Annotated in this window: 16 protein-coding genes; 7 read left to right on the forward strand and 9 right to left on the reverse strand. The window is 69.4% G+C overall.

The annotated features are described in order from the left end of the window. Positions 1-33 precede the first annotated feature (33 nt). The 4 genes from pbpC to AC3WLE_RS14285 all read right to left on the reverse strand — a co-directional run bounded on the left by pbpC (position 34) and on the right by AC3WLE_RS14285 (position 9,623). Positions 34-2,259, reverse strand: coding sequence for a penicillin-binding protein 1C (gene pbpC / locus AC3WLE_RS14270; RefSeq protein WP_492352666.1), 2,226 nt, complete (start codon positions 2,257-2,259; stop codon positions 34-36). Continuing rightward, a complete protein-coding gene (locus AC3WLE_RS14275) occupies positions 2,256-2,960 on the reverse strand; it encodes a lysoplasmalogenase (protein WP_492321552.1) in 705 nt (234 codons plus the stop codon). Before AC3WLE_RS14275 ends, pbpC begins: the two co-directional genes overlap by 4 nt. Beyond that, positions 2,957-9,028, reverse strand: coding sequence for an alpha-2-macroglobulin family protein (locus AC3WLE_RS14280; RefSeq protein ID WP_492357063.1), 6,072 nt, complete (start codon positions 9,026-9,028; stop codon positions 2,957-2,959). The genes AC3WLE_RS14275 and AC3WLE_RS14280 overlap by 4 nt, the downstream gene beginning before the upstream one ends. Positions 9,029-9,137: 109 nt before the next feature. Then, positions 9,138-9,623: an Lrp/AsnC family transcriptional regulator gene (locus AC3WLE_RS14285; RefSeq protein WP_010811303.1), complete on the reverse strand. Its 486-nt coding sequence runs from the start codon at positions 9,621-9,623 to the stop codon at positions 9,138-9,140. 169 nt (positions 9,624-9,792) lie between these two features. Here AC3WLE_RS14285 and phhA point away from each other — a divergent pair, with 169 nt between their 5' ends. The 4 genes from phhA to AC3WLE_RS14305 all read left to right on the forward strand — a co-directional run bounded on the left by phhA (position 9,793) and on the right by AC3WLE_RS14305 (position 13,791). After that, a complete protein-coding gene (gene phhA, locus AC3WLE_RS14290) occupies positions 9,793-10,722 on the forward strand; it encodes a phenylalanine 4-monooxygenase (protein ID WP_492321554.1) in 930 nt (309 codons plus the stop codon). A gap of 149 nt (positions 10,723-10,871) precedes the next feature. Next, the gene (locus AC3WLE_RS14295) at positions 10,872-11,171 is read left to right on the forward strand and encodes a 4a-hydroxytetrahydrobiopterin dehydratase (RefSeq protein ID WP_492321555.1); all 300 of its coding nucleotides are present in this window, start codon (positions 10,872-10,874) and stop codon (positions 11,169-11,171) included. A gap of 158 nt (positions 11,172-11,329) precedes the next feature. Then, positions 11,330-12,034, forward strand: a complete 705-nt coding sequence (locus AC3WLE_RS14300; RefSeq protein ID WP_011616251.1) for a response regulator transcription factor — start codon at positions 11,330-11,332, stop codon at positions 12,032-12,034. Positions 12,035-12,162: 128 nt separating this feature from the next. Further along, the gene (locus tag AC3WLE_RS14305; protein ID WP_492357064.1) at positions 12,163-13,791 is read left to right on the forward strand and encodes a sensor histidine kinase N-terminal domain-containing protein; all 1,629 of its coding nucleotides are present in this window, start codon (positions 12,163-12,165) and stop codon (positions 13,789-13,791) included. A gap of 43 nt (positions 13,792-13,834) precedes the next feature. On the opposite strand, the gene AC3WLE_RS14310 is transcribed toward AC3WLE_RS14305, so the two are convergent. Continuing rightward, the gene (locus AC3WLE_RS14310) at positions 13,835-14,350 is read right to left on the reverse strand and encodes an SET domain-containing protein (protein WP_492321557.1); all 516 of its coding nucleotides are present in this window, start codon (positions 14,348-14,350) and stop codon (positions 13,835-13,837) included. A 1,186-nt stretch (positions 14,351-15,536) separates the two neighbouring features. Here AC3WLE_RS14310 and AC3WLE_RS14315 point away from each other — a divergent pair. Both AC3WLE_RS14315 and AC3WLE_RS14320 read left to right on the forward strand, forming a co-directional pair. Continuing rightward, complete coding sequence (locus AC3WLE_RS14315) at positions 15,537-15,815, forward strand: HU family DNA-binding protein (RefSeq protein ID WP_010811309.1); 279 nt, start codon at positions 15,537-15,539, stop codon at positions 15,813-15,815. A 239-nt stretch (positions 15,816-16,054) separates the two neighbouring features. After that, on the forward strand, positions 16,055-17,071 hold the full coding sequence (locus tag AC3WLE_RS14320; protein ID WP_492357065.1) for a DUF2272 domain-containing protein: 1,017 nt from the start codon (positions 16,055-16,057) through the stop codon (positions 17,069-17,071). 74 nt (positions 17,072-17,145) lie between these two features. Here the strand turns inward: AC3WLE_RS14320 and dinB are convergent, their stop codons facing one another. The 3 genes from dinB to AC3WLE_RS14335 form a co-directional block, all read right to left on the reverse strand. Then, positions 17,146-18,225, reverse strand: coding sequence for a DNA polymerase IV (gene dinB / locus AC3WLE_RS14325; RefSeq protein ID WP_492352662.1), 1,080 nt, complete (start codon positions 18,223-18,225; stop codon positions 17,146-17,148). 53 nt (positions 18,226-18,278) lie between these two features. Next, positions 18,279-19,184: an EamA family transporter RarD gene (rarD, locus tag AC3WLE_RS14330; RefSeq protein WP_492321560.1), complete on the reverse strand. Its 906-nt coding sequence runs from the start codon at positions 19,182-19,184 to the stop codon at positions 18,279-18,281. Positions 19,185-19,326: 142 nt separating this feature from the next. Further along, on the reverse strand, positions 19,327-20,463 hold the full coding sequence (locus AC3WLE_RS14335) for a TRAP transporter substrate-binding protein (protein WP_492321561.1): 1,137 nt from the start codon (positions 20,461-20,463) through the stop codon (positions 19,327-19,329). A 349-nt stretch (positions 20,464-20,812) separates the two neighbouring features. Here AC3WLE_RS14335 and AC3WLE_RS14340 point away from each other — a divergent pair, with 349 nt between their 5' ends. Beyond that, complete coding sequence (locus AC3WLE_RS14340) at positions 20,813-22,630, forward strand: carbohydrate porin (RefSeq protein WP_492352661.1); 1,818 nt, start codon at positions 20,813-20,815, stop codon at positions 22,628-22,630. Here AC3WLE_RS14340 and AC3WLE_RS14345 read toward each other — a convergent pair. Then, on the reverse strand, positions 22,614-23,339 hold the full coding sequence (locus AC3WLE_RS14345; RefSeq protein ID WP_492357066.1) for an aquaporin: 726 nt from the start codon (positions 23,337-23,339) through the stop codon (positions 22,614-22,616). The two genes, AC3WLE_RS14340 and AC3WLE_RS14345, sit on opposite strands and share 17 nt — an antisense overlap. Positions 23,340-23,547: the final 208 nt, after the last annotated feature.

The raw sequence follows: 23,547 nt of genomic DNA on the forward strand, positions 1-23,547 counted from the left end.
AGCGCCATTATTGCGCACAGAGCGCCTGCGGCCTCAGCGCTTGGCCGCTGGCACCGCCGCGCGCACTGACGCGCCACGCACCTCGATGCCGATGCGGTCCACCACCTTGCCAGACGCATCGAGCAGCTCCACCTGGTGCCGCCCCGGCCACGGCAGCCATGCCACCTCGCCGCCGCGCCCCAGCGGCTTGCCGTCCATGCGCCAGCTGACCGTGCGCGCGGTCTGGCCGGCCACGCCCTCGGCATGGAACCAGACCCGCTGCGCCGCGGGCGGCATGTCGGGGTCCAGCGCAAACACGGTGCCGTCGGCGGGATTGGCGATCACGGGTGCGGTCGGGCGCGCGGCGGGTGCGCTCACGCTGACGCGCCGGATCGCCGTGCCGGCCAGAAAGACTTCATCGCGTGCCGGCTCCAGCCCGTCGTCGAAGCTCAGCGCCACGCGCTGCACGCCGGCGGGCATGGCGGGCGCGTGGCTGGCGCGCGCGCGGTGCAGCGCTTCCATGATGTCGTGCCAGACCGGCGCTGCGCCCGATACGCCCGAAACCTCGTGCATGCTCGCGCCGCTGGCATTGCCGACCCACACGCCCACGGTGTAGTGCTGTGACCAGCCGATGCACCAGTTGTCGCGCATGTCCTTGCTGGTGCCGGTCTTCACCGCGGTCCAGAAGCGCGTGGTGAGCGGGCTGTCCAGGCCGAAGGTGCGCGCGCGCGCATGGCGGTCCGACAGGATGTCGGCGATCACGTAGCTCGCGCCCGGCTGCATCACCGCTGTCATCGGTGCGGCCGCTGCCCCTTCCCGCAGCCGTGGCGGCGCGTAGCGCCCGCCATTGGCCAGTGCCCGGTACGCATTGGTCAGCGCCAGCAGCGACACGTCGGCGCTGCCCAGCGCCAGGCTGAACCCGTAGTAGTCCCCGGCCTCGGCCAACGGCAGCCCCAGCGCCACCAGCCGCTTGTGGAAGCGGTGCGGGGTCACCATCACCAGCGTGCGCACCGCGGGCACGTTCAGCGACGCGGCCAGCGCCGCGCGCAGGCTGACCCAGCCGGCATAGCGGTGGTCGTAGTTCTGCGGCACGTAGAGCCCGCCGCCGACCGGCAGGTTTACGGGCCGGTCGTCCAGCAGCGAGGCCGCGGTCAGCCGCGTCTCTTCCAGCGCCTGCTCGTACAGGAAGGGCTTGAGCGTCGAGCCCGCCTGCCGCAGCGCCGCCGCGTGGTCCACCTGCGCGGCGCCTGACAGCGTGCCCGACGAGCCCACATAGGCCAGCACGTCGCCGCTGGCATTGTCGATCACCACCACCGCGCCGTCCTCGACATTGCGCCCGCCCAGTTCGCGCAGGTGCCGGTCCAGGCTGGTGGCAGCCACGCGCTGCAGGCGGGCATCGAGCGTGGACGCGATGCGCGCAGGCATGGGTACGCCCGCGGCCAGTTGCGAGCGCGCTTCGCCGACCAGGCGCCGTGCCAGGTGCGGTGCCAGCTGCGGCGACGCCGCCGATGGCGTGGCGGCCGCGGCGCGCTGCGCGACCGGCCCGGTGCGCAGCAGCGCCAGTTGCGCAAAGCCTTCCAGGCCTTCGCACTCGCGCGGCAGGCGCATCTCGCGCAGGATGCCGCAGGCGCGGCTTGCCACCTGGGCGGCCTTGGCATTGGGCGCGCGCACCAGCGCCACCGCCAGGGCCGATTCCCTCGCGTTGAGCCCTTCGGGGTACTTGCCGAACAGCACCTGCGACATCGCCGACAGGCCCACCAGCTCGCCGCGGAACGGCACCAGGTTCAGGTAGCCCTCCAGGATCTGGTCCTTGCTCCAGCTGCGCTCCAGCGCCGCCGCACCGGCGGCCTGCCCCAGCTTCTGCGTCAAGCTGCGGCCCTGCCCCGGAGCGCCCGGCCGGCGCAGGTCCTCATCGAGCAGGCCCGCCAGCTGCATGGTCAGCGTCGAGGCGCCGCGCGTGCGTGTGTTCCACAGGTTGGCCCAGGCCGCGGCCGCCACGCCCTGCCAGTCGACCCCGCTGTGGGCATAGAAGCGCCGGTCCTCCGACAGCACGATGGCAGTGCGCAGCGCGGGCGAGGTATCGGCCAGCGCGACCCAGTCGCCGCGGCGCGCGCGGAAGTCGTCGCGCACGCGGCCCACGGTAGCGCCGTGGCGGTCCAGCACCACCACGTCGGCACTGCGCCAGTCGGTACGGACTTGCTCGAAGGACGGCAGGGCCATGGCCGGCGCGGACCAGATCAACGCCGTCACCAGCATCATGCGAATACAGCGCTGCTTCATGCCTGCTCGCGTCCCGCCACGATGCCCGCCACCAGCAGCACCTGTGCCGCGGCGTAGGTCCACCAGATGCCAAGCTGGAAGGATTCGAACGGCACCAGGAAGCGCGCGATGCCGATCATCATGTCCGATGCGGCAAAACACAGCGCCCCCAGCGCCGCCAGCGGCGTGGGCAGGCGCGCCACCAGCGCGCTGCAGGCCATCGCCGCCAGCACGCCCACGTATACCGCCACCGGCACCGTCAGCGGGCCCATATTGGGCCAGAAGCGGCCCAGCATGGTGCCCGCCACGCCCAGCATCGCGCCGCACGCAATCAGCCGGTGCGGGCGCGTGTCGCCCGCCAGCGGCACCAGCACGCGCAGGTAGGCCAGGTGCGCGAGCAGGAAGGCGCCAAGCCCGCCCATGAACGAAAACGTCAGCGTCGGCAGCGCCAGCAGGAGATCGCCCAGGGCCGAGAACATCAGCGCAGTGACCAGCCAGCGGCGCTCAACCAGCGGCCGGTGGAACCACGCGGCGCGTGCCAGCAGCAGCGCCATCGCGGTCTTCCACGCGGGCTGCATGGCGATATGCCCGGTCAGCGGCGCGCCTTCAGGCAGCTCGATCGCCACCTGCACCAGCAGCGCGCCGTAGATGATGCCGGCCAGCGTGCCCGCGATCCACCACTCGCGCACGCGTGCCGGCATCATCATCGACAGCCAGCTCATGGGCGCGCCCCCACCGCCAGCCGCGCATTGGGCGCCACGCCGAACACGTCGGGCGCGTACATCGCTTCCACGCGCGTGGGCGGCAGCGCGAAGTCGCCGGCGTTGTTCAGCCGCACCGTGTATTCGACCGATACCGTGCCCTTGGGCAGGTAGCCGAAGTACTCGCGGTAGGCCTGCGGCGTGCGCTCGGTGTAGGCCGGCCAGGCCGCGCCCTTGCGCTGCTCGCCGCGCGTGGCGATCGCGGAGTCACGGCCCAGGCCGCTGCCGAGGATGGTGGCGCCGGCAGGCACCGGATCGCTGACCACCACCCAGGTCATGTCGGCCTGCGCATCGATCTCCAGCTTGACGCGGTACACATCGCCGCGCGACCACTTGCCCTGCACCGCCTGCTCCTGCGGCGTCACGGTGCGCTTGATGCGGTAGCCCGCGGCCAGCGGCGCGGTCACCGGCACCGCCGCCAGCGCCTGCACCGTGGCCCACGGATGGCCGGCGCCGGCGTGCTCCACCTGCAGCGTGCCGCCGTCGGCGCCGGTCGGCCACGGCAGCTCGACGCTGCCCTCGGCCACGCCGTCGGTGCGCTGCGCGCGCGCCCAGTCGAAACTGCGCGAGGCGTCGGCCGCATTGCTCACGCTCGCCCGCGTGGTGCCCGCCACCGGTGTCTTCTCGAACGCCTGCGAGAAGCGCGTCACCGCCAGCATGCCCCACGCGTTGGCAGTGGTGGTGCCCCAGGCACCATGCACCTGCCGGCCCAGCAGCCCGGTGGCCAGTTGCGGCGCATCTTCCTTCCAGCCCGGCAGTTCCGACGCCAGCGCCAGCAGGCGCGCGGCATTGGTGTCGCCGCCGGCCATCATCCACCACCAGTTGTCGTTGCGCTCGGTGGAGAACGCCAGGCGCGTGCCCTGCACCGTCAGGCGCGAGCGCAGCAGCTGCTGCGCCTCGGCCAGGCGTTGCTCGCGCTGCGGGATGTCCTGCATGCGCGTGAGCAGCAGGGTCCAGTCCAGCAGCGCCGAGGTCGGCCACTGCGCCGGCAGGATCTGGATCGACCCCAGCATGCGCGCCTGCGCATGGCCGGTGCGCGACAGCGCCTCGAGCGCTGCCAGCTTGCGCGCCTCCAGGTACTGCGTGCCGGCCACCGGCGCCCAGCTGTCGCGGCGGATGCGGCCTTCGACGAAGTCGGTCAGCCCGCGCTCCATCTGCGTGCGCTGCGCGTCGGGGATGCGCAGCGCCAGCCCGGCGCGCGCGGCCTCGTCGGTGACCGCCAGCAGGTAGGCGGTCAGCACTTCGCTGCCAAAGTCGCCGTCGGCGTTCAGCGGGAAGTACGAGGCCAGCCCGTTGGCATCGAGGTAGGACGGCAGCTGCGTCATCAGCGCGTCCCACGCGGCGGTGTCGTTCAGGCCGATGGCCTTCGATGCGCGCTGCTCCAGGCAGGTGAACGGGTAGTTGCGGAACCACTCGCGCACGCCCGGCATACCGCCCGCCAGCGACGACTGGAAGTTCACCTGCAGCCCCCCGCGCACCTTGCCCGCAGGATCCGCCAGCGCGCCCGGCGGCGCCTTGAGCGGCACCGACAGCGACGGCGACACCTGCGCCAGCGTGGCCTGCTGCACTGTCACCGGCACCGCCGGCACGATCTGCTGCGACACCTTGATGCGGTCGGCCGCCCCACCCGTGCCCTGCTCGCTCGCCTGCACTTCCCACATCACCGTGCCGCTGCGCGAGTACGCCAGCAGCGCGGGCGCGGTCACGTCCCAGCCAATCTCGCGCGCTTCGCCGGCGGGGATCTGCACGGTCTGCGCCGGCAGGCTGGCCTCATTGCCGAGCAGCGTGCCGCGCGCGCTGGCCTGCACCGTCATCGCGCGCTTGGTGGTATTGCGCAGCGTAAACATGGCGCGGTAGCGGTCGTCCTCGCGCACCAGCAGCGGCAGGCCGGAAATCACCTGCAGGTCCTGCGTGGCGGCGATGGTGGCGCTGCCCGTGCCGAAGCGGCCGACGCCAAGGTCCGCCACCGCGACGATGCGGAAGCTGGTCAGCGAATCGTTGAGCGGCACCTCGATGCTGGCGCGGCCCTCGGCGTCGAGCTGCACGCGCGGGTTCCATACCAGCAGCGTGTCGAACAGCTCGCGCGTGGGGCTCTTGCCGCCGCCGCCGCCCGCCGGCACCGCCTTGCGCCCGTAGTGGCGGCGCCCGATGATCTCCATCTGCGCGGTCGACGTTTCCACGCCGTAGCCGCGCCGCTGCAGCATCGCATCGAGCAGATCCCAGCTGGTGTTGGGCATCAGTTCCAGCAAGGCCTGGTCCACCGCGGCCAGGGCCACTTCGCCGTTGGCGGCGGGCTTGCCGTCGGGCAGCTTCACCTGGATCGCCACGCGCGCCTTGCCGCGCACCGGATAGCTGGCCTTGTCCGGCGTCACGGTAACGTCGAGCCGGTGGCCCGCATTGCCGACGCGGATCTCGGCCAGCCCCAGCCGGAAGGCCGGCTTGGACAAGTCCACCAGCGCGGTCGGCGCGGCATATTCGCGGCCCTCGCTGCGGAACGCGCGCCACCACTCGCCCGGCTGGCGCCAGCCCCAGGTGAAGAACGAATACCAGGGCACCTCATGCAGGCGCCCGCGCAAGGCCAGCACCGACACGTAGACGTTGGGCCCCCACTCCGGCTTCACATGCACGCGCACGGTGGGATCGCTGCCATGCAGCTCCACCACCTGGGTCTGGTAGATGCCCTCGCGCTCCACCGCGACCAGCGCGGTGGCATGGCGGAACGGCATGCGCACCTGGAACACCGCGGTCTCGCCCGGCGCGTAGGACTTCTTCTCCGGCAGCAGGTCGATGCGGTCATGGTTCTCGCCGCCGAACCAGAGCTCGCCCTGGCGCGTGACCCAGACCGTCGAGGCCGCCTGCGCGGTGCGTCCGTCCTTGTCGCGCGCGCTCGCCACCAGTTCGATCTGGCCGGCCTGCTCCAGCGCCACGTCGCAGCGCGCACGGCCTTGCGCATCGGTGCGGGTCTCGCACACGGTGCCGAGGTCGCGCGTCTCGGAGCGGTTGTCATAGCGGTAGAAGCCGCCCACCACGCGCTTGCGCGCCGAGGTGGTGATGCGTGCCCGCGCGTTGATCTTGACCGGCGCATCCGCCACCGGCTTGCCGTTGACGTCCAGCACCACGCCGTGCACGGCCAGCTTCTGCTTGACCGAGACCCAGCCATCGGTGCGGATGCCGGCCACCACCGCCGCCGGCCACACCGGCACGGTCTGGCGCAGCGTCTGGATCTCGCCGTTGGGGTCGGCAAAGCCGGCTTCGAGCAGCAGGTCGCGCGGGGCTTCAATCTTGGGCAGCTTGCGCAGCGTGACGGTGCCGTTGCCGTTCTTGTCGAGCGTCACCGGCAGCTTGTCGGCGACCAGCTTCTGGCTGTCGGCACTGGCATCGCCCTGCCCGTCCTCATCCATCTCCTCGTCGCCGCTGGCGCTTTCGCGCTGCGCGCGCGGCGGGTTGAACGAGAACTCGTCATAGCCGGGGAAGCTGACGTATTTGTCGCGCAGCAGCGCGGACACGCGCACGGGCAGCCCGGCCGCACCGCCGCCGGAGAGGTAGTGGATCTCCACGCCGACCGGCAGTTCGGCAGGCGCCACCACGGCCCCCGCCTTGCCTGCCACCTGCAGCGTGCCGGCCAGTACCGGCAGGCGGAATGCCTCGACCCGGAAACTGCCGCTGGTGTAGCTGCGCGCGCCACCATTGTCCTGCGCGCCTTCGCCCTTCTGCGTTTCCAGCTCGACGCTGTAGACCCCCAGCTTGGCCGCCGCCGGCACCTGGAAGGTGCTCTCCGCGCTGCGCCCGCCGGTCGCGGTCTGGCGCCATTGCAGCGGCAGCTCGTAGGTCTGGCCGCTGCCTTCATGGCGGATCACCACGCGCGTGGGCAACGGGCGGCTGGCCGGCGGCAGGGCAAAACCCTGCGCGGTCTCGGCACGGATCAGGTGCTTCATCGACACGGTCTCGCCGGCGCGCAGCAGCGTGCGGTCGAAGATGGTGTGGGCGCGCACCGTGGGTGCGGTGCTGGTGTCGGTCGGCACATTGAAGCGCCAGCTCTCGATGCCGCGGTTCCAGTCCGACATCACGAAGGCCATGTCGGCCTTGCCGCGTGCCTGCGGGTGGCCGGCGGCGATGCGCGCCGAGACGAAATATCCCGACAGCCCGTTCTGCTCGCAGGCGCTCTCGGGCGCGGCAGCCAGCCTGGCAAAACGCACCACGCCGCTGGCATCGGTACGCCCTTCGCCCAGCAGGCGGCCGCTGCAGTCGCGCACCGCCACGGCGGCATCGGCAACCGGCTTGCCGTCATCCAGCGTGGTGACCCAGGCCAGCCCGCTGCGGCTGCCGTCGTCTTCATTGCCAGCGCTGCGGCCCAGCTTGAAATGCACGCCCAGGTTGGTAACCAGCGCCGCGGTGCGCACGTACATCGGCGCGCGCTTGCCCAGCAGCGACTCGCCCAGCATCGGCGAGGCGATCTCCACCACATGGAAGCCCGGTTCCGGCAGCGGGATGCCCATCACCTCGAACGGCCGCGGCGCATCGCCCGAAGGCTTGGGCACGGCCAGCTTCTGCACGCCGGGGGCGCGATCCAGCAGAGACACCGAGCGCGTCTCGATCGACACCGCATTGCGCGGGTTGTTGACGCGATACGGGGATCGGCCCGCCAGCACGGCGTCGAGCTCGGCCCGGGTATAGCTGGCCTCATGCATGCGGCGCACCAGGCCAAACCATTGCATCACGGCCGTGTCGTCGTCCACGCGCAGCTTCATCACGGTGCCGGCCCTGGCCTGCACGCCGCGCACGGCGAGGTCGGCCTCGACGTTGCGCAGCGTCACCGGCAGCAGCGGCGGGTAGTCGGCCGGCGCCTTGCCGCGCGGCAGCTCGCCGAAGCGTTCCACCACGCCAAACGGCGCCGCGGCAAACTTGGCCAGCGGCGGCATCGATGCGGTGGCCACCTTGAGCGGGAACAGGTCGGCATTGGCCAGCGTGCGGCCGCTGTCGTCCTTCAGGTTGCGCGGCACTTCGATGGTGAACTGGGCCTTCTCCGCGAACGGCGCGGCAAAGGTCAGCGCGCTGACGCTGGCGTCCGGCGCCAGGTCGGGATCGAACTGCGGCGCGCGCGGGCCGGACGGCGTCTTCAGCACCACACTCTCGGCCAGCTTGCGCGGCACCGGCGAGGAGAAGCTGACCGACATCGGCCGCAGCGGCGTGCACGGCGACTGCGCGTGTTCACGCTCGCAGCTGAAGCTGGCGGTGAAGGGTTCGCGCACGGTGTAGTCAAAGCGGCGCTCGTCGCGCGTGGCCACGCCGGACGGCGTGGCAATGCCCGCGCCCAGCACCAGTTGCACCCGCGCCGCGGCCGGCAGCCGCTGCTGGCAGGCAAGCAGGTGCACGGCATCGGGCGCCTGCCTGGCGATGCGTTCCCAGTGGATGGCGTCGAGCACGGCATCACGCTCCTTGCCGGCAAGCAAGCGCACCGGGATGCGCTCGCCCAGCCCCTGCGCCTGGCACCAGGCGTGCTCGCGCACCGAGGCCGCGGTGGCGGCGCCATTGAAGCGCAGCGCAAAGACCTGATCTTCCTCGATCTCGCCGCCCGAAGGCCGGCTGGACACGACCGTCGGGCCCCCGGTCTCGAACCGGTACTCCGGCTTGCCGGCATAGGCGGTGCCGGCCACGCTGCGCAGGCCGGTGCGCATGCGCACGGTGCAGCGCACCCCCGGCGGCAGGTCGCTGGCAAAGTCATAGACCCAGTTCTTCGCATCGATCCAGCGGGCCTGCCCGCCGGTGCCGGCACCGGTGCAGGAAACCGCCGCGGGCGCGGTGGCCTGGACGTCGCCCATCGGCACCATGGCCTCGTCGAAGCGGATCGCCACCTGCCGCACCTGCCCGACCGTGCCTTCAGGGGAGAAGCGCGTCACCTGCGCGGCCTGCGCGCCGCCCGCTGCCAGGATTCCAAGCGTGGCCACCAGGGCCAGGACTGCGCGCCGCGCATGCAATTGCGTTGGCATCCTGCCAAGACCCCGATCGGCTCGGGCGACGATTCCCTTCATCCTGCCATCCTCCGTTCCCGCCACGTTTGCGGCACCTGGCGAGGGTGACACGCACGCCACAGGAGCGCAAGACCGGCACGCAAACCTGCAACGCGCCGCAGGAAAAGATTCAGCGCAGGTGCGACAGCGGCAGCGGCCCGTCGCACTTGATCGCGGTCAGGACGATATTCGAACGCACGCTTTCCACGCCGGGCACGCGCATCAGCCGCTTCATGGTGAATTCGGCCAGCGTGGGCAGGTCGGGCACGACCACGCGGATCAGGTAGTCAGCCTCGCCGGCCACCGAATAGCACTCCTGCACCTCTTCCAGCAGCAGGATCTCTTCGCGGAAGCGTTCGATGATGGTGTCGGCATGGTGGGCCAGCTTGACGCTGATAAAGACCATCACCCCCAGGCCCAGCGCCTGCGATGACAGGTTGACGCGGTAGCCGGTGATGACGCCGTCGGCTTCCAGCCGCGCCAGCCGGCGCCCGACCTGGCTGGGCGACAGGTGCACGCGTTCGGCCAGCTGCTGGTGGGTGGTGCGGCCGTCGGCCTGCAGGACGGCCAGCAGCGCGAGGTCGAAGGGGTCCAGGGAGACGCCGGAGGCAGTCATACACAAATCCCGCACTCTTTATTTGAACGATGCACATTATATGCGCCGCCGCACCAAAACAAGCGGATTTTGCGGCCATTCTGCGCGCCTGGCTGTCTAAACTACGCAGTAAATCCGCATTCATGCTGCCGCCGATGCAGCAAGCACGCATTACAAGGAGACGCGCACCATGTCCATCGCCACGGCCACCGAAGCCCCCGGCGCCTTCCAGGGCACCCTGACCGACAAGCTCAAGGAACAGTTCGACGCCGGCCTGCTGTCCGGCCAGGAACTGCGCCCCGACTTCACCATCGCCCAGCCGGTGCACCGCTACACCAGCACCGACCACGCCATCTGGCGCAAGCTGTACGAACGCCAGGCCGCGATGCTGCAGGGCCGTGTCAGCGATGAATTCCTGCAGGGCCTGGCCACGCTGGGCATGGACAAGGACCGCGTCCCCGATTTCGACCAGCTCAATGAAACCCTGATGCGCGCCACCGGCTGGCAGGTCGTGGCCGTTCCCGGCCTGGTGCCGGACCAGGTGTTCTTCGAACACCTGGCCAACCGCCGCTTCCCGGCCAGCTGGTGGATGCGCAAGCCCGAGCAGCTGGACTACCTGCAGGAGCCGGACTGCTTCCACGACGTGTTCGGCCATGTGCCGCTGCTGATCAACCCGGTCTTCGCCGACTATATGGAGGCCTACGGCAAGGGCGGGCTGAAGGCGAACGGGCTGGGCGCGCTGGACATGCTGTCGCGGCTGTACTGGTACACGGTTGAATTCGGCCTGATCCGCACGCCGCAGGGCCTGCGCATCTACGGCGCGGGCATCCTGTCGAGCCAGGGCGAGTCGATCTACAGCCTGGATTCGGCCAGCCCCAACCGGATCGGCTTCGATGTGCGCCGCATCATGCGCACGCGCTACCGCATCGACACCTTCCAGAAGACCTACTTCGTGATCGACAGCTTCGAACAGCTGTTCGACGCCACCCGGCCGGACTTTGCGCCGCTGTACGAAGAACTGCGCGCGCAGCCGACGCTGGGCGCGGGCGACGTGGCCCCGGGCGACCAGGTGCTCAATGTCGGCACCCGTGAAGGCTGGGCCGACACCGAAGACATCTGATCCGGCCCTCGCCGGCAAACCCGGGGCGCGCTGCCCCGCTTCCCGCTTTGTGAAACAATGCCGGCATGCCCGCCGCCACGGCGCGGGCGGGCCGGCTGTCCGCATTGATTTGCGGCCTTCGTTTTCGTTACGACCAGATCGAGCCCCTTATGACCCCTCTTTCCCCGCAAGCCCGTGTCACGCTGCTGGCAGACCTGCCCGGCTGGACCACCGTCCCGGACCGCGACGCGATCTTCAAGCGCTTCACCTTCCATGACTTCAATGCCGCCTTCGGCTTCATGACGCGCGTGGCGATCCAGGCCGAGAAAGCCGACCACCACCCGGAATGGTTCAACGTCTACAACCGCGTCGACATCACGCTGTCCACGCACGATGCCAACGGCCTGACCCAGCGCGACATCGACCTGGCCCACTTCATCGAGCGCGCCGCCGACGCGGTGACGGACTAAGCGCGGGCGCGGCGGCAGCGCCGGATCGGGCCGCTGTAGGCAATCCGTAAGGAAGCGGAGGCCCGCGGCTAGTACAATCTGCGGCAGGCCCGCACCTCCCGTGTGCGCCAAGAGGCCTTCCCTCCAGCCATGCCCAACTTCCTGCCCGAACTGCCGCCATGCGTATCCTGCTGATCGAGGACGACCGCCAGATTGCCAGCGGCGTCGAAGCCGGCCTGTCCCGCGCTGGCCACCAGATGCGCGTCGTCCACGACGGCGTCTATGCCACCGAACACCTGCTGCGCGAGCAGCACGACCTGGTCATCCTGGACCTGGGCCTGCCCGGCATCGACGGCATGACCCTGCTGGCGCGCTACCGCGCCCGCAACCGCACCACCCCGGTCATCATCCTGACCGCGCGCGACGAGCTGGAAGACAAGCTCTCGGGCCTGAACGCCGGCGCCGACGACTACCTGATCAAACCGTTCGCCCTGCCCGAGCTGGAAGCGCGCGTGCGCGTGCTGCTGCGCCGCAGCCAGCACGGCGAGGCCGCCCCCGAGCGCGACGTGCGCCTGGGGCGCCTGCGGCTGTCGGGCAACGACCGCCGCATGTTTATCGACGCCCGCCCGCTGGAGCTGTCGCCGCGCGAGTTCGCGGTGCTGGAGCTGCTGCTGCAGCGCCAGGGCCGCGTGGTCAGCAAGGCGCAGCTGCAGGACCACCTGGCCACCTTTGCCCACCCCGCCGGCGAAGGCGGCGACACCGTGGGCGACACCGCGATCGAGGTCTATGTGCACCGCGTGCGCAAGAAGCTCGAGGACAGCGATGTCGAGATCGTCACCGTGCGCGGCTTCGGCTACCTGCTGCAGATCCGCGCCGGACAATGAAACCGCTCCGGCCGCCGCGGTTATCCGACACGCGGCCCTGCCTTTCGGCCTAGCCGGCAATGTGGCCTCGCTCCCGCACCTCCTCCCGGGTTTCCTGGCGCACGGCCTCCCGCATCGCAACGCGGAACGTGCCCCCGGCTTCCGCCGCCGCTGACGCCGCCGGCGACACCCCTGCGCCCGCGGCGACGCGCCAGGCCTCCCGCCCCGGCTCCAACATCAGCCTGCGCGCGCACCTGCTGCGCGCACTGGCCACGCCGCTGTTTGCACTGGTGCTGACCAGCGGCTCGCTGTCGTACTGGCTGGCGGCGCACTACACCACGCAGGTGTTCGACCGCGCGCTGTATGGCGTGGCCAACAACATCGCCCAGCAGATCCGCATTGCCGGCCCGCGCCTGGAGCAGGACATCCCGATGATCGCGCAGACGCTGGTCGAGGCCGAGGGCACCGACCGCATCTACTGGCGCATCCACGGTCCCGACGGGCTGATCGGCGGCATGGACACCTGGCTGGGCTACGGCACCGGCCAGACCACGCTGCACGATGCGCGCCTGTTCTACGCCTGGTTCAGCGGCCGCCAGGTGCGCGCGGTGCGGCTGCCGGTGATGCTGCCCAGCGCCGCGGTGGACGAACTCGGCACCAGCGAGGCCGGCAAACCCGCGCGCGGGCCGATCGTGGTGGAGGTGGCGGAGCTGCTGGACCGGCGCGAGACCGCCGCCAACGAGATCCTGTTGTCGGTGTCGGTGCCGCTGATCCTGCTGCTGCTGGTCGGCAGCCTGATCCTGTCGCACGTGCTCAAGGAAGAGCTGGTGCCGCTGCAGATCCTCGCCGACAAGCTCAACCGGCAGACTGCCCGTTCACTCGCCGCGCTCGACGAGACCCAGGTGCCGGCCGAGGTGGCGCCGCTGATCCGCGGCCTCAATGCGCTGCTGGCGCGGCTGCGCGACGCGCTCGACGCGCAACGCAAGTTCATTGCCGATGCCGCGCACCAGCTGCGCACCCCGCTGACCGCGGTCAAGCTGCATGCCGACCGGGCCCAGGAAGCCGATTCACTGGAAGTCGCCCGGCATGCGCTGCGCGAGGTGCAGACCGCCGCCGACCGCGCGGTACGGCTGTCCAACCAGCTGCTGTCGCTGGCGCGCGCCGAGCCGGGGCTGTCGCTGGAGCGTCTCGGGCCGGTGGAACACTTCGACCTGGCCGAGCTGGCCTTCGAGATCGGCGCCGAGTGGGTGCCGCAGGCGCTGGCGCAACGCATCGACCTGGGCTTCGAGATCCTGCCCGGCCCCACCTTCACCGGCAGCGCGCCCGCGGTGGTGCGCGGCAACCGGCTGCTGATGCGCGAGGCCCTGTCCAACCTGATCGACAACGCGGTGAAGTACGTGCCCGCGGGCGGGCGCATCACGGTGCGCGCCGGCGGCGAGGCCATGGGTCACCGCGGCATGGCGGTGGTGATGGTCGAAGACAACGGCCCCGGCATCCCGCCGCAGCGGCGCGAGGAAGTCTTCAAGCGCTTCTTCCGCGGCGACCGCGCCCCCGAGCCGGGCGGCGGGCGGGCGGCCCACAGCGGCGGCGCCGGGCTGGGGCTGGCCATCGTCCATGAGATCGTGACGCTGCACCAGGGCACCATCCGCATCGAGGACGTGCCGCCGGTTCCAGGTGCGGCCGGCGATGCACCGGCCGCGGACGGCGCGCCCGAACGGCGGCCGACCATGCGCTTCGTGATCCGGATCCCCTGCGAACCGCCAGGATCGGTGGCCTGAACCCGCCGCTGCGCTGGCGGCGGCGCGGGTTGGGACGCGCGCCTTACTTGGCCTTCTTCTTCTTTTCCTTCGGTGCCAGCATGGTGCCGCGGCATTGCGGGCTGCCGCAGCGGCACTCGAATTCCTTCCTCAGCTTGGCGGTATAGCGCGCGTCGATGACCAGGCCGTAGTCGTAGAACAACTCCTCCCCCTGGGCAATGTCGCGCAGCGCGTGGATAAACACGCGGCCCTTCTTCTCGCGCGCCTCGCAATTGGGTTCGCAGGCGTGGTTGATCCAGCGCGCGCGGTTGCCGCCGTACTTGGCGTCGATCACGCTGCCGTCGTCCAGGCTGAAGTAGAAAGTGTGGTTGGGATCGCTGGGATCGTGCGGATGGCGCTCCAGCGCCTTCTTCCACGAAATATGCTCGCCCTTGTACTCGATCACGCGTTCGCCTTCGGCGATCTGGCCGATCGCATAGACCCCCTTGCCGTGCACGCCTGACTGGCGCACCTCGATCCGGTCGCTCGCCGTCTTCTTCTTGCCCTCGTCCGCTGCCTTGCGCTTTGCCTTGTCCGCCATTTGCCTTTCCGTGCTCGTCGCCTGTTGTGCCTGAGTGGCCCGCTGTGCCGGCCGTTCCGGCGCGAGCGGGGATGATACCGGTGCAACCGTGACACGTATACGTAACACCCCTTTCCGGCGGCCTCACCGTATACGCCTTGGTTGCAATTGGCACGTATACGGCACCCCGTTTCCGCCTCAGCCGCCGCCCGTTTACGTCCCCGCGTGTGGATAACCCCGCCTCGAACTGTGGACAAGCACGCGGATTGGATGTGGGCTGCCTGGGGCTGGCATGGGGATGCCTCAGGCATAAGTCGGAGGGCTTGCGGCACTGGCCTCCTCCGGATGGCTGAGTCATCCACCTCGACCAACATTGGATACGACCACTTCTCGTTTACGTAAACCGTTGAACCGAAAGACGTTTACGTGGTTTTCCACAGCAGGAGCGGGTGTTTACTTACTACTACTATTTGTATACATGAAAGAAAAAGGTAAACCGAAAGAACGAACCAACGGCGTCGGCAACAGAATGCCCCCAAGGCATCATCCGAATGGCCGGGACCGTAAACGTCGCGATAGCGCGAAACTTTGTGGTTTTGGGTTTGAAGATTGGGCGTATACCTCGGGCGTATACGCCCAATCACACCGACTTGCGCGTATACGCTGCCAGACAGTATCTGGAGCCGGTCCGTAAACCGATCCTGCAAGGCGCCATGCATGCCCCGAATAGCTGCTCTGTTCGCTGTCAGGCCCGGTGATCCGATAACATGCAACATAGTGCAGTCGGTGCCTCCCGAGGCTGCCAGAGCGTCTGCAAGCGCTTCTGGCCGTCGCTGGCTCTCCAGGCCTGTCCAATACGCCTCGGCGTGCGCAGAGGGCCTCTGAGAGCCTCTGGTGAGGGATGGGTGAGGGCACAGGCACCCGGTCCGCGCGCCATCGCGCCTGCGCGGCTTGGGTGCCCTGCCCTGTCAGCTTAGGGCGCTTTCGTCACCTTCCGCCGCTTGCGATGGCTGTACCCAGCTGCGTCGATTTGCCGCGAAGCCCAGCCTGGCGCGGCCTCGCGGAAACTGCCAGGTAACAATCTGTTCCCGGTGCGCCTTGTCCGACACGGTATCATGTGGCCCGCGGCGTCTTTGCCGGAGCGGTGCCAGTCAGGCCGCCCGGCATGCGGACGCCTGTGTTTTATCAACTCGATACGGAGTGAAGCATGACGAAAACCGAACTGATCGACGCTATCGCAGCCGGGGTGGACGGTCTGACCAAGTCCAAGGCGGAACAGGCACTGAACGTGACCCTGTCGGCCATCATGGACGCCGTGGCCAAGGGCGAAACGCTGAGCCTCATCGGCTTTGGCACGTTCAGCAAGGGCGAGCGTGGCGAGCGCATGGCGCGCAACCCGCGTACCGGCGAAGAAATCAAGGTCGAAGCAGCCAAGACCGTGAAGTTCAAGGCTGGCCAGAAGTTCAAGGACGCTGTCAACCAGTGAGCCTGACGGGCTGCACTGCAGGGCCCGAATTGTCAGACCCCGCCATGCCGCCGCCCGGTGCCCGAGGGTGCAGGCGAGCGCCAGGCGGGGGACGTTATCCACAGCAGTAAGCTGATTTTCTGCAGTATCCGCCGCATCGCTGAATCCGCCATCGGGGCGATCGCGCGCGAAGTCTTCCAACAGGCGTCCAGCCGTGGCCGTGACAGGCCGGACCGGGTGCCGTGCCACATGGGGCCTCCATGCTTGCCCGTCCGCCGCGCCGCAGATCTCCACAGCGTTATGCACAGCGCTTTCCACAGCCGGTTCCACAGCTTTCTCCACAGGCTGCAGGCGCCATGCGCGCGGCCTGCGTTGCCGTGGCGCTGGCACTGCTGAGTGCCTGCACCACCGTCAGCGAGCCGGTGCGGCCGCAGGCGAGCGCCCTGCCCGACACCGAAAGGCCGGTGACGCGCCCGGGCGCCACGCCGCGCGAACGCATCGTCGAGATCGCCACGCAGGAATGGGTCCGCTGGGGCGGGCAGGTGGTGCGGCTGGGCCGGGACGACACCTCCTGCGTCACCTACAGCCCGGTGCCCGCACCGGAACTGCCTGCGCCACTGCCAGAGATCCCGGAGGCCCAGCCAGCTTCCCCCGCGGAGGCCGGGGCACCCGCTGCCGCCACCACCGACACCGAATCCAAGACCAACGGCAATCCGCCACCCGCCGCCAGCTGCCTGTCCTTTCCGGACGGCACCGGCATGGAAGCCACGCCCCTGGGCTGCTCGCTGGCGCGCCGCTACTGGGGCATCGTCGGCGAAGCGCCCGGGTGCCGGCAGGTGACGCAGGGGTCCTGGGCCTGGTCGGCGGTGTTTATCTCATGGGTGCTGCGCAAGGCGGGGCTGGACGAGCGCCAGTTCCTGACCGGGCAGTCGCACTCGATGTACGTGGTCGATGCCCGCGACGGCATCCTGCCCAGGCCAGCCTTCCATATCGAGCCCGTGCCCGCCATGCCCAGGCCCGGCGACATCATCTGCGCCGGGCGCGGGCGCGACCGCTATCTCGAGGACATCGCCGAAATCGGCTTCGGGACCACCCCCATGCATTGCGACATCGTGGTCGGCGTGGATCCGGCAACGCGCGTGGTGCGTGCCATCGGCGGCAATGTCCAGCAGTCGGTGTCGATGGAGGAGATCGAGCTGGGCGATTCGGGCCGGCTCGACGGCGTCACCAATTCGCATATGCCGTGGCTGCTGGTGATGCGCAACGACCTGCAGTAGCTAGTTTATTGATGCGATTTATCAGGGTGTCCTGATTTTATCTGCGTTGATTATTCGTAGGAATAATCATGCGGTTAGTCGAACAGTTCCAGTTGCGACGTATCCCGGTCGCTGGTCCCTACCCCCACCCCCAGCAGCCGCACCGGCAAGCCCCGGCGCGCATGGCCCTCGGCCAGCAGGCGCGCGTAGACGGTGCGGTCCGGCGCGTGGCCGCGGCATTCCACCGTGGTCTGGCGGAAGTCAGAGAAGCGCAGCTTCACGGTCAGCTTGTCGATGGTGTCGTGTGCCTGAGCCCGGTCGATGCGGGCTTCGAGCATGGCGATCAGCGGTTCCAGCTCGGCCATGCAGGCCTGCAGGTCGGGCAGGTCGTTGGCATAGGTCTCTTCCACGCTGATCGACTTGCGCTCGCGCTCGGGCGTGACCTCGCGCTCGTCGACGCCGCGGCACAGCTTGTAGAGCCGCGCCCCGAAGACCCCGAACTCGCGGTGCAGCCGGTCCGGCGACCACGGCCGCAGGTCGCCGCAGGTCTCGGCACCCAGGCGCCGCAGCTTGGCCGCGGTGACCTTGCCCACGCCGTGGATGCGCTCCACCGGCAGCGCGGCGACAAAGCCATCGACCGCCGCCGGCTTGACCACGAACAGTCCGTCGGGTTTGTTCCAGTCGCTGGCGATCTTGGCCACGAACTTGCTCGGCCCCACCCCGGCCGACACCGTCACCCCCACTTCATCGCGCACACGCTGGCGGATTTCCTCGGCGATGCGGGTGGCGCTGCCGGCGTGGCGGGTGCAGAGGCTCACGTCCAGGTAGGCCTCGTCCAGCGAGAGCGGTTCGACCAGCGCGGTGTATTCGCGATAGATCGCGAAGATCCGGCGCGAGACCTCGCGGTACTTGTCCATCGCCGGGCGCACGATCAGCAGGTCCGGGCAACGCTTGAGCGCCTGTGCCGACGGCATCGCCGAACGCACGCCGAAGGCGCGCGCTTCGTAGTTGCAGGTGGCAATCACCCCGCGCCGGTCGGGCGAGCCGCCCACGGCCATCGGGCGGCCGCGCAGCGAGGGGTCGTCGCGCATCTCGACCGAGGCGTAGAAGCAGTCGCAGTCGCAATGGATGATCTTGCGCTGGACCGAGGGAGTGGCATCAGGCGGGGCGGACATGGTGGCCAGGCACCGTATTGGTTATCCGTGTGACGAATGAAATGGTTTGATTTTTAGTTGGTTTCATTGATCGATTGGATGATAGTGGGCTTCTGCCGCGCATTCATCCATAGCCCCTCGGCCGCATACAAGGCCAGCGACAGCCAGATCAGCGCGTAGCCGACCTGCTTCTGCGCCGGGAACGGCTCGTTCCACAGCCACACGCCCAGCAGCAGCTGCAGCGTCGGCCCGGTGTACTGCAGCAGGCCCAGCAACGACAGCGGAATGCGCCGCGCGCCGGCCGCAAAGAACAGCAGCGGCACCGCCGTGACCGGCCCGGCCAGCAGCAGCAGCCACTGCGTACCCGGCGCTGCGTGGGTGAAGCTGTCCTGGCCGGTGGCGAACAGCCAGGCCAGTGCCGCCGCGGCCAGCGGGAACAGCAGCAGCGTCTCCAGCGACAGCCCTTCCAGCGCACCCAGCGCGCCAGTCTTGCGCAGCAGGCCATAGCCGCCGAAACTGGCCGCCAGCCCCAGCGCGATCCACGGCAGCTGGCCTGCCGCCACCGTCAGCCAGGCCACCCCGGCGGCGGCTACCGCGATCGACAGCCATTGCACCCTGCGCAGCCGCTCGTGCAGGAACACCACGCCCAGCAGCACGCTGAACAGCGGGTTGATGAAGTAGCCCAGGCTGGCATCGACCACGCGGTTGGCCGACACCGCCCAGATGTAGAGGAACCAGTTGGCGCACAGCAGCGCCGCGCTGGCGCCGAACGACAGCAGCAGGCGCCGGTCCCTGAGCACCCGGCCCAGCCACGCCCACTGGTGCCGCCAGGTCAGGATCAGGCCGAGGAATACCAGCGACCACACCATCCGGTGCAGCAGGATCTCCAGCGGTGCAATGCCGGGCAGCGATTTGATATAGAGCGGGAGCAGCCCCCAGATGACGTAGGCCAGGAGGGCGTAGAGAATGCCGAGTTGCATAGGGATTTCCGGTAGATGCCGGCGATTCTACCGGCGCCGCGCGATCCCCGCCCGACGGGCGCCCGCCTGCCGTGGCCAACAAAAAACCCCATGCTCCCGAGGGAACATGGGGTTTGCGGCAGGCCCCGGGGCAGTGTGCCGCTTACAGCTTGCGCGCGAAGCTGAACTGGGCGAAGCCCTGTTCGGCCACGTTGAACCAGGCGGCCTGGTTGTTGCGGAACACGCGCCAGTCGTCGTAGATCTTCTTGAACGACGGGTTCTTGGCGGTTTCGTCGGCGTAGGATTCCTGGGTCGCCTTGAAGCAGGCCTCCATGATCTCCTTGGAGAACGGGCGCAGCTTGACGCCGTTTTCCAGCAGGCGCGCCAGCGCCTGCGGGTTGACCGTGTCGTACTTGGCCATCATGTTGGTGTGCGCCTCGATGGTGGCGGTTTCCAGCGCGCGCTTGTACAGCGCCGGCAGCTTCTCGTACTCGGTGGCCGAGGCGTAGAACGACAGCTGGGCGCTGCCTTCCCACCAGCCCGGGTAGTAGTAGTACGGCGCCACCTTGTAGAAGCCCAGCTTCTCGTCATCGTACGGGCCCACCCACTCGGCCGCGTCGATGGTGCCCTTTTCCAGCGCCGGGTAGATGTCGCCGCCGGCGATCTGCTGCGGCACCACGCCCAGGCGCGACAGCACCACGCCGGCAAAGCCGGCGATGCGGTACTTCAGGCCCTGCAGGTCGGCCACGGTCTTGATTTCCTTGCGGAACCAGCCGCCCATCTGTGCATTGGTGTTGCCGCCCAGGAAGTTGACGACGTTGTATTCCTTGAAGAACTCGCGCATCAGCTTCATGCCGTTGCCCTGCATCATCCAGGCGTTCTGCTGGCGTGCGGTCAGGCCGAACGGGATGGTGGTGTCAAAGCACAGCGTCGGGTTCTTGCCGAAGTAGTAGTAGCCGGCGGTGTGGCCGATCTGCACGGTGTTGTTCTGCACCGCGTCCAGCACCTGCAGGCCCGGCACGATTTCACCGGCGGCAAACACCTTGATGTTGAACTTGCCGTCGGTCAGTTCCTTGACGCGGGCCGACAGCAGCTCGGCACCGCCGTAGATGGTGTCGAGCGACTTGGGGAAGCTCGAGGCCAGGCGCCATTCCACGGCCGGGTTGCTGCCGACCACGGCCGGCGCTGCCGGGCCGCTGGCGGCGGCAGGTGCTGCCTTCTCTTCACCCTTGCCGCACGCGGCCAGTGCCCCCGTGGCGGCCACGGCCGACGCTTTCAACAGAAAGGAACGACGTTCCATCTCCACTTCTCCTCTTATAGATATTGATTCGGATGCAGGCTCGCGGCTTGCATGATGCCGCGCGCCGGACCGTGACGCACCAGCCGCCGGGGTACAGCGGCTTGCGCAACGCTGTGCCTGTTGCGAACGGGCACGGCGGCGTGCCCTGCATGCCTGGCGCCGGTCGCGGGCCACGGCAAAGGGCTGTCTTACCCGAAAGACAAGCCAGCCGATTATAGCGGTGGCTCTTTCGCCACGGGGTATCGCGCAAGTGCGGGTTTTCGCTAGTCAATCGCGCCATATCCCGGGGTTTTTCGCATTGTGAGACGGCGCACAGTGTGATGGATTTTGTAACCCGGCTTGCGGTCAAATGGGTCGGCTGATAAAAAACAGTCCCGCCTCCGGAGCCCTTGCCTGCTCCGGCCATCGTTGTTGCTTGACTGAATTGCTGTCCGAATTGCCGCCAGTCTCCCGTCGAATTCCCGCCATCCCGCTTTGTCCCGGCCCTGCCGGACGCGGTGGCCTGCCCCTGCGCCGCCTCGGTTTTGCCGTGCTGGCCGCGTGGGGCCTGGTCGCGTGCGCGCAGACCGGGGATGCGACGACCAGCGCGACCACCCCGCCGCCCCGCATCGAACCGCGCCCGGCGGTGCCGCCGGTGGTGACCGCTGGTTCGGCGCAAGCCGCCGGGCCTGCCACGCCGGCCACGGCAAGCACGGAGGATCCGCTGGCGGCGCTGATCGCCGGCGAAGCGGCACCTGCGGCCAGCGTGACCGTGCCAGCGGCACCGGCGCCAGGCACCACGGGCGAGCCGGCTGCCCAGCCCGGCGTGCAGCCTGACGGCAGCGCGCCGGCAACCCTGGCCGGCACCAGCCCCGCTGCCGACCCGAGCTTCGTCGGACCGCCTGAACTGCCACCCCAGCCGCCGCCGCCACTGGTGCTGTTCCCGCCCCGGCTCGGCCAGTTCCAGGCCGAGGCGCCCGCCGAGCCGGCGGACAGCACCACCGGTGGCACACCGCCGGACGCCCCGCCGGTACTGCACTCGCAGCTGCCCGCCGACGACCCCGCCGGGGATTCCGTGTGGCGCCTCGGCTACAGCGGCCGCGCCGCGGCCGAGGAACGCCCGGCCACCATGCGCGCCTGCCCCGGCGGCGCGCTTTCCACCGGTATCGGCAACGGGCTGGCCTGCCGCAGCGCCGGCGAGGTCAAGATCCGCGAATCGGTGCTGGACCTGGATGGCGGCGCGCAGGTGATGCTGATCGCGCAGGCGCGCGGCACCGACGCCACCACGGTCAATGGCCGCCCCGCGGCGATCGATCCCTACGCCCTAGTGCCGCAGTTCTATACCGCCGTCAGCGGCCTGGCGGTGCTGGACGGCGCCACCATGTGGGCCGGCCGGCGCGACAATGCGCCGTTCCTGCTGTCGTCCGGCCTGCTGCCGCCCAATTCCACGGCGATGCGCTTCGGTGTCGACAACGCCAAGGTGATCGGCGATATCGGCCTGAGCTACCAGTACACCGCGCGCGCCGACCAGAACGGCCAGAACCTGCCCAGCTACCACTCGCTGCGCACCGCGCCCATCAATACCAACGAACAGGGTTCGATCCAGCTCGGCTTCACGCGGGTGGAGGCGCAGCCGCTGGTGGAAGACCCCGGCGGTGCATGGTGGGCGTCTGCGTTGCACGAGCAGAAGGGCGTGCTGTTCGGCACCAACCGGCTCGGGGTGCAGTTCGGATCGGGATCGCGCACCGCCATGACCGGCTACACCGGCATGGGACCGGCGCTGTCGCGCACGCGCGTGGCGGAATCGATGGAATGGAAGGGCCGTTCAGGGCTGAGCGGCGCGGTGGAGCAAAGCCTGCAGTTCGACCGGTCGCCGGTCGGCACGCTGCAGTGGACCACCACGCGCTTGCGTCCTGCCTACGTTGCCAGCAACCAGTTCCGCCTGAACTTCGAGGTCTCGCACGACCAGATCTCGTCCGGCTTCGGCGTCAGCGGCCAGCGCACCGCGCTGACCGTGGCGCCCACGCTGACGCTGGGCAAGTCGGCCGGCAATGCCAACCTGCGCGCCTTCTACACCTATAGCCGTGCCAGCGACGTCGACGGCATCGGCTACACCGCGCCGGCCGACGCGTGGGCCTCGCAGGCGAGCGGCTCGATCTTCGGCGTGCAGCTCAATCGGCGCTGGTAGGGGCGCTGGCGGGCGCAGCGCGCCAGTCGGCCTGCGCCGTGGCGGCCGCAGCGGGTTTGCGGCACAGCCAGTGGAACAGCAGCGTGGCTGCCAGCCCGCCGCCGATCTGGGCCAGCACGAAGCCCGGCACGTCCTGCGGCCGGATCCCGGTAAAGGTATCGGTCAGCGCGCAGGCGATGGTCAGCGCCGGGTTGGCAAACGAGGTCGACGACGTGAACCAGTAGCCCGCGGTGATATAGCCTGCCACCACGAACGGCACCAGCTGCGGCCGGCTGCGCAGCGTGCCGATGCCCACGCCGACCAGGCCGAAGGTGGCCACGCACTCGCTCCACCACATCGCCGCGCCGGTGCGGCTCTGCGCCGACCAGGCCAGCGCCGGCTCGCCGAACATCGCATGGGCGGCCAGCACGCCGCAGACGCCGCCCGCCACCTGCACCATCACATAGCGCAGCGCATCGCGCGGCGGCAGCGTGCCCTGCAGCAGCGCCGACAGGCTCACCACCGGGTTGAAATGCCCGCCCGAGACCGGGCCCAGCGACACCAGCAAGGCCACCAGCCCAGCCCCGGTGGCCAGCGAATTGGCCAGCAACGCCAGTGCGGTGTCGCCTGCGGCGAGGCGCTCGGCACGGATGCCGGAGCCCACCACGATCGCCACCAGCAGCGCCGTGCCCAGGCCTTCGGCCACCAGGCGGCGTGCGAGCGTACTCATCGCTGCGCTCCGTTGACGGCGCGCGGCAGCGATAAAGCGGAGCAACGAACGGGATACGAGAGCGGCCGCGAGGTCGCGGCAAAGGCAGTAAGGAAAACGTGCAGCGGCAAGATGGACAACGTCGCCTGAGACGACGCCTCGAACGGTGGCGGTTCAGTAGCAAGCCCGCGCGCACGCGGTGAGCGCGGACGCGACAGTGTTCCGCTCG

The sequence above is a fragment of the Cupriavidus sp. FW306-1B-F12B genome (assembly GCF_058781795.1).

What these genes read in the sequence shown, in the direction of transcription:
- AC3WLE_RS14320 (WP_492357065.1), top strand. Translation starts at nt 16,055, where the DNA reads ATGCTTGCCCGTCCGCCGCGCCGCAGATCTCCACAGCGTTATGCACAG.
- AC3WLE_RS14295 (WP_492321555.1), top strand. Translation starts at nt 10,872, where the DNA reads ATGACCCCTCTTTCCCCGCAAGCCCGTGTCACGCTGCTGGCAGACCTG.
- dinB (WP_492352662.1), bottom strand. Translation starts at nt 18,225, where the DNA reads ATGTCCGCCCCGCCTGATGCCACTCCCTCGGTCCAGCGCAAGATCATC.
- AC3WLE_RS14300 (WP_011616251.1), top strand. Translation starts at nt 11,330, where the DNA reads ATGCGTATCCTGCTGATCGAGGACGACCGCCAGATTGCCAGCGGCGTC.
- AC3WLE_RS14335 (WP_492321561.1), bottom strand. Translation starts at nt 20,463, where the DNA reads ATGGAACGTCGTTCCTTTCTGTTGAAAGCGTCGGCCGTGGCCGCCACG.
- AC3WLE_RS14280 (WP_492357063.1), bottom strand. Translation starts at nt 9,028, where the DNA reads ATGAAGGGAATCGTCGCCCGAGCCGATCGGGGTCTTGGCAGGATGCCA.
- pbpC (WP_492352666.1), bottom strand. Translation starts at nt 2,259, where the DNA reads ATGAAGCAGCGCTGTATTCGCATGATGCTGGTGACGGCGTTGATCTGG.
- AC3WLE_RS14310 (WP_492321557.1), bottom strand. Translation starts at nt 14,350, where the DNA reads ATGGCGGACAAGGCAAAGCGCAAGGCAGCGGACGAGGGCAAGAAGAAG.
- AC3WLE_RS14275 (WP_492321552.1), bottom strand. Translation starts at nt 2,960, where the DNA reads ATGAGCTGGCTGTCGATGATGATGCCGGCACGCGTGCGCGAGTGGTGG.
- AC3WLE_RS14340 (WP_492352661.1), top strand. Translation starts at nt 20,813, where the DNA reads ATGGGTCGGCTGATAAAAAACAGTCCCGCCTCCGGAGCCCTTGCCTGC.
- phhA (WP_492321554.1), top strand. Translation starts at nt 9,793, where the DNA reads ATGTCCATCGCCACGGCCACCGAAGCCCCCGGCGCCTTCCAGGGCACC.
- AC3WLE_RS14345 (WP_492357066.1), bottom strand. Translation starts at nt 23,339, where the DNA reads ATGAGTACGCTCGCACGCCGCCTGGTGGCCGAAGGCCTGGGCACGGCG.
- AC3WLE_RS14315 (WP_010811309.1), top strand. Translation starts at nt 15,537, where the DNA reads ATGACGAAAACCGAACTGATCGACGCTATCGCAGCCGGGGTGGACGGT.
- AC3WLE_RS14285 (WP_010811303.1), bottom strand. Translation starts at nt 9,623, where the DNA reads ATGACTGCCTCCGGCGTCTCCCTGGACCCCTTCGACCTCGCGCTGCTG.
- rarD (WP_492321560.1), bottom strand. Translation starts at nt 19,184, where the DNA reads ATGCAACTCGGCATTCTCTACGCCCTCCTGGCCTACGTCATCTGGGGG.